The sequence below is a fragment of the Protofrankia sp. Cr1 genome (assembly GCF_963555865.1).
Lineage (GTDB): Bacteria > Actinomycetota > Actinomycetes > Frankiales > Frankiaceae > Protofrankia.
This window is the reverse complement of the sequence record NZ_CAUVXO010000393.1, coordinates 1-5,017: the sequence shown is the minus strand read 5'-3', so window position 1 is coordinate 5,017 and position 5,017 is coordinate 1. Positions and strand designations below refer to the sequence as shown.

5 protein-coding genes are annotated in these 5,017 nt (G+C 69.4%); 3 read left to right on the top strand and 2 right to left on the bottom strand.

Annotated features, from left to right (window positions below):
- Positions 1 to 148: 148 nt before the first annotated feature.
- The gene (locus U9980_RS22150) at positions 149 to 718 is read left to right on the top strand and encodes a recombinase family protein (RefSeq protein ID WP_322769692.1); all 570 of its coding nucleotides are present in this window, start codon (positions 149 to 151) and stop codon (positions 716 to 718) included.
- A gap of 115 nt (positions 719 to 833) precedes the next feature.
- Positions 834 to 995 carry a hypothetical protein gene (locus U9980_RS22145; RefSeq protein WP_322769691.1) on the top strand — a complete coding sequence of 54 codons (162 nt, stop codon included), beginning with the start codon at positions 834 to 836 and terminating at the stop codon, positions 993 to 995.
- Between the two features lie 158 nt (positions 996 to 1,153).
- On the opposite strand, the gene U9980_RS22140 is transcribed toward U9980_RS22145, so the two are convergent.
- Together U9980_RS22140 and U9980_RS22135 are read right to left on the bottom strand one after the other, a co-directional pair.
- On the bottom strand, positions 1,154 to 3,004 hold the full coding sequence (locus U9980_RS22140) for a serine/threonine-protein kinase (RefSeq protein WP_322769690.1): 1,851 nt from the start codon (positions 3,002 to 3,004) through the stop codon (positions 1,154 to 1,156).
- 204 nt (positions 3,005 to 3,208) lie between these two features.
- Entirely contained in the window at positions 3,209 to 3,880 is a 672-nt protein-coding gene (locus U9980_RS22135) for a recombinase family protein (protein ID WP_322769689.1), read from the bottom strand.
- Between the two features lie 272 nt (positions 3,881 to 4,152).
- Between U9980_RS22135 and U9980_RS22130 the strand changes: the two genes are divergently transcribed.
- On the top strand, positions 4,153 to 4,719 hold the full coding sequence (locus U9980_RS22130; RefSeq protein ID WP_322769688.1) for a hypothetical protein: 567 nt from the start codon (positions 4,153 to 4,155) through the stop codon (positions 4,717 to 4,719).
- Positions 4,720 to 5,017 lie beyond the last annotated feature (298 nt).

Sequence of the window (5,017 nt, the reverse complement as noted above, 5' to 3'; positions counted from 1 at the left end):
GTGTGGTGTTGGGGTATACCCCAACACCACACTATGGGGTGGCCGAAGAAACGTCAGGTTAAAGTCCTCGACGAGGTTTCTTGACGCCTGTCCGCTCGGTTCTTAGAGTCCATCCTGACATTTCAGGGTGCGGAAGGGGTGGGGGCGGATGCGGGTCGGCTACATCAGGGTCAGCAGCATCGACCAGAACACGGTGCGGCAACTTGACGGGGTCGACGTCGACCGGGTGTTCACCGACAAGGCATCCGGAAAGGACACCGACCGGCCGAAACTCGACGAACTGATCGCGTTCGTCCGCGACGGCGACACCGTGCTCGTGCACTCGATGGACCGCCTCGCCCGCAACCTCGACGACCTCCGACGCCTCGTACGGACCCTGACCGGCAAGGGCGTGCGGGTGGAGTTCGTCCAGGAGAACCTCACCTTCACCGGCGAGGACTCGCCCATGGCGACGCTGCTGCTCTCCGTCATGGGCGCGTTCGCCGAGTTCGAACGCGCCCTCATCCTCGAACGCCAACGTGAAGGCATCGCCGTCGCCCGCCAGCGCGGCGTCTACACCGGCCGCAAACCCGCCCTCACCCCCGACCAGGCAGACCAGCTCCGTGAACGCGCGGCCGCCGGTGCGCGGAAATCCGACCTGGCCCGCGAGTTCGGCATCAGCCGCGAAACCGTCTACAGCTACCTACGGACCACCACCATCGCGGCTGTCACCGGCTGAGCCAACCGACGCACAGGGCCACGAGCCCGCCCTCCGCGAACGCGCCGCGGGCTGACGCCACTGACCGTTCGGTTGCTGCTCAAGCCCCGAAGCCGACCGCTGGGACGTGCTGCGGATGGCCATGCGTCGGAGGCTTGGACGTCCGGTGGACAAGGCCCAGATCGTCCGGACCCTCGTGATGCTTGCCGAACGAGATGAAGCGGTCCGCGACGCGCTCGTCCAGGCGCTGCGAGCACAGGACGAACTCGATCAGGAACTCGGGAAAGCCCGCCCGTGACACCGAGGTGTCCCGACACCTCGGTGTCACGGTGTCTGAAATGACGGTCTCACGCCGCGTGAGTGTTGTCCGTGTTTATAGGGTTTTGTCGCGCCCGGGAAGGGAGGCCTACCGGGCGCGTGAGCAGCCTGTGTGGCTCGCCGCGGGAGTGGGTTCGTTCACTGCTGCGTCCACAGCCGCACCGTGTTGTCGTCACCGGCGCTGGCGAGGGTGCGGCCGTCCGGGGAGAACACCACCGACAAGACCCCCTTGGTGTGGTGGGTGAGGGTGCGGGTGTGGGTGGTGATGTCGGTGACGTCCCGCAGCCGCACCGTCCTGTCGGCACCGGCGCTGGCGAGGGTGCGGCCGTCCGGGGAGAACGCCACCGACAAGACCTCGTTGGTGTGGTCGGTGAGGGTGCGGGGGGTGGCGGTGAGGTCGGTGACGTCCCGCAGCCGCACTGTCCTGTCCCTGCTGGCGCTGGCGAGGGTGCGGCCGTCCGGGGAGAACGCCACCGACAAGACCCGGTTGGTGTGGTCGGTGAGGGTGCGGGTGCGGGTGCGGGTGTGGGTGGTGAGGTCGGTGACGTCCCACAGCCGCACTGTCCTGTCCCAACTGGCGCTGGCGAGGGTGCGGCCGTCCGGGGAGAACACCACCGAGCTGACCCCGTCGGTGTGGCCGGTGAGGGTGTGGGGGGTGGCGGTGAGGTCGGTGACGTCCCGCAGCCGCACTGTCCTGTCGGTACCGGCGCTGGCGAGGGTGCGGCCGTCCGGGGAGAACGCCACCGACAAGACCTGGCCGGTGTGGTCGGTGAGGGTGTGGGGGGTGGCGGTGAGGTCGGTGACGTCCCACAGCCGCACCGTCCTGTCGGCACCGGCGCTGGCGAGGGTGCGGCCGTCCGGGGAGAACACCACCGAGCTGACCCAGTCGGTGTGGCCGGTGAGGGTGTGGGGGGTGGCGGTGAGGTCGGTGACGTCCCACAGCCGCACCGTCCTGTCGGTACCGGCGCTGGCGAGGGTGCGGCCGTCCGGGGAGAACACCACTGCGAGCACGCCGCGACTCAGCCAGAAGCTTTTGTGGCCGCGGAGAGGCGTGCCGAGGGGCTGCCACCGCGGGTATTCTTCTCTCCGTTGTGTTGGGGGAGCGCTACGAGTGGTGGCGGGGAGTGGTCTGCCGCTGCTGGGGGTTGCTGGTGGTTTCGTCGGGTGGAGGGCTGCGAGTCCGGCGCGTATCTGGTCTGGGTCGGCGCGGGTGGTGGGGTCTTTGGTGAGCATCCGGCGTAGGAGATCGGCCAGGGGTGGTGGTGCGTGTCGGGGTGGGGGTGGTTCGGTGTCGAGGATGGCGTACATGGTCGCCGGCAGGTCCTTCCGCCGGAAGGGGGAGGCGCCGTCGACGGCTTCGTAGAGGGTCACGCCGAGGGAGAACAGGTCGCTGGCGAGGCTGGCGGGCTGATTCTTCAGACGTTCGGGTGCGGTGTACAGGATGCTCATCGGGCCCCGACCGCTTTCGGTGATCCGGGTGGCGTCGTGCAGGGTGGCGATCCCGAAGTCGGCGAGTTTGGCCGTGCCGGCGGCGGTCAGCAGGATGTTCGCGGGTTTGATGTCGCGGTGAACGATGCCGTTGGCGTCGGCGAAGGTGAGGGCGCCGAGGACCGCAAGACCGATCTGGGTGACCCGGTCGGCGGGCAGGGGTCCGTCGCGGTTGATGACGTCGGCGAGGCTGGGGCCATCGATGAGCTCGAGGACGATCCAGGGCATCCGCTGGTCCTGGACGACGTCGTGCATGGTGACGATGTGGGGGTGGCCGCGTAGCCGGGCGGTACTTTGAGCTTCTCGCCAGGCCCGTGCGAGGAGCTGCTGTTGCCCGGTGGCGGACTGCGTGTCTCGCAGGTTGATCTGTTTGAGGGCGACGACAACGTCGAGGGTCTCGTCGTGTGCCTTCCACACCGCGCCCATGCCGCCTGCGCCGAGGCGGCGGGTCAGCCGGTAGCGGGACGCGATGAGCTGTCCCACGAACGCGTCAGAAGGCATCGTCTACCCGCCTCGGGAGCGGAACCGGCCGGATGGGATCGGCGACGGGTACCCGGGCTGGCCGGCGCATCCCGTCGATCCCGACAGACGTGCTCATTTGTCCCCCCACGGTGCGGATCCTAGTGGTGACCGGCCGACGCAGCCGTAGCGGAAAGGCCGCACACGGACTCACCGCCGACCTGGCCGGAAGCGGCCGGCGCGGCGTTAGAAGGCGGCCGGTCGCTCAGGAACTACCCCGACCGGCCAGGGCGAGCGGGGATCGCTGTCCGGCGGCGGCTGCAGGGCCCGGTACACCGTCGAGCGCCCCACCCCCAACCTGCGCGCGATCACACTCACCGACTCGCCCTTCGCCCGCCGGGCCCGCACGACGGCGAGGGTGTCCTCGTCCACGGCGACCGGCCGGCCGCCCCGGCGCCCAGCGGCGTGCGCGGCGCGCAGCCCGTCCAACGTCCGCTCGCGGATGAGGTCGCGTTCCATTTCGGCGGCCATGGCGGCGACCAGGAACAGCATCTTGTCGGCGATGGTGGCGCCCGCCGGGCGGTGGAGGCCGGCGCAGATGCCGGTGAGGATGTGCAGGTTGATCCCGTGGGCGTGCAGGTCGTCTTCGAGGAGCACCAGGAGCTCCTTCATCGACCGCGCCACCCGGTCCGGCTTATAGATCACCAGCGTGTCCCCGGCTTTGAGGAGCTCGAGCGCCCGGCGCAGCTGCGGCCGCTCTTTGCGGCTGCTGGCGGTCTCGCCGATCACCTCGCGGCAGTGCGCACCGGCGAGGGCGTCGAGCTGGGCCTGGTGGTCCTGCGCCCGGGTGGAGACCCGCGCGTACCCGATGCGCACCCGGTTGTCGTAGCCCGCCCCACCGGTCCCGGTTTCGTTCACCGGCGGATCGTCCCAAAAACGGTCCCGAAACCTCGTTCGCGACACGGGGTTTCGGGACTAGTTTTCGGGACGGTTTTCGGCCCTCTCAGCCCCTTGTGGATCTTCCTTGCTGCCAGTCCCGTTAATGACCGTTACCGGGACGCCCGCTCCCGGGTCCGGGACCTGATGGTCAGGATCGGGTGTGGTGACGGGAGACCGACAGCAGGGTGCGGTTCCCCGTCGACGGGCATGGCCGTCACACTCGCGTCGTGCCCCGTCTGCGTCTGGCCCCCGTGGTTCTGCTCCTGGCGCTGGCCGCCTGTGCAGCCCCTGCCACAATCCGGGGGACGGCGTCGACCCCGACGCCCTCGGGCGCGGCGGACCGGGTCGTGCCGGCGGCGACGTCCACGGTCTATCCGGCCCACTGCCAGACGCGGGATCATGAGGAGCTGCCCGACCCCGTCTGTACGCCGGGGGCGGTCAACCCCGACGTCACCCAGGCGACGATCGGCCGCACGATCTGCACGGCGGGGTGGACCGCGACGATCCGGCCCCCGGTCTCCTACACCAACCGAATCAAACAGCAGGCGGTGGCCGCCTACGGCGCCTACGCCGGCCCGGACCTGGGCTCCTACGAGCTCGACCATCTGATCTCGTTGGAACTCGGCGGCGCGCCGGCGGCCGTGGCGAACCTGTGGCCGGAAAAGGGGTTGCACAACGCCAAGGACCCGGTGGAAAACGCCGCCAAACAGGCTGTCTGCGCCGGCCGGCTCTCCCTGGCCGACGCCCAGCACGGGATCGCCACCAACTGGATCACACTCGGGCGTCAACTCGGTGTCGCCGGGATACCCGCGTCCTGACCGCTCCTGGCGTCCAGTCGTCATCCCCCGCGTCGACAAACTCGACCTAAATATCGGCTTTATCCCTGTTGCTGGCGTTCGGGACGGGGTGCCCGGCGGTGGGTATCGGGCGCCAGTTCCCGTCGTGCCGACGATCGCTCTACGGGTCTGGTCCCGCGCTGTGGGTACACCCTCGTCCATGGTACGAGAGAGCGGGAGCGGGTGGCAGCGAGTGGCGCTGCTGGGGTTCGGGCTGGGCGGCCTGGTGGTGCTCGTCGTGCTGTGGAACAAGGCCCCGGCTCTTTACCAGCACGCTAGG

What these genes read in the sequence shown, in the direction of transcription:
- U9980_RS22150 (WP_322769692.1), top strand. Translation starts at nt 149, where the DNA reads ATGCGGGTCGGCTACATCAGGGTCAGCAGCATCGACCAGAACACGGTG.
- U9980_RS22145 (WP_322769691.1), top strand. Translation starts at nt 834, where the DNA reads ATGGCCATGCGTCGGAGGCTTGGACGTCCGGTGGACAAGGCCCAGATC.
- U9980_RS22140 (WP_322769690.1), bottom strand. Translation starts at nt 3,004, where the DNA reads ATGCCTTCTGACGCGTTCGTGGGACAGCTCATCGCGTCCCGCTACCGG.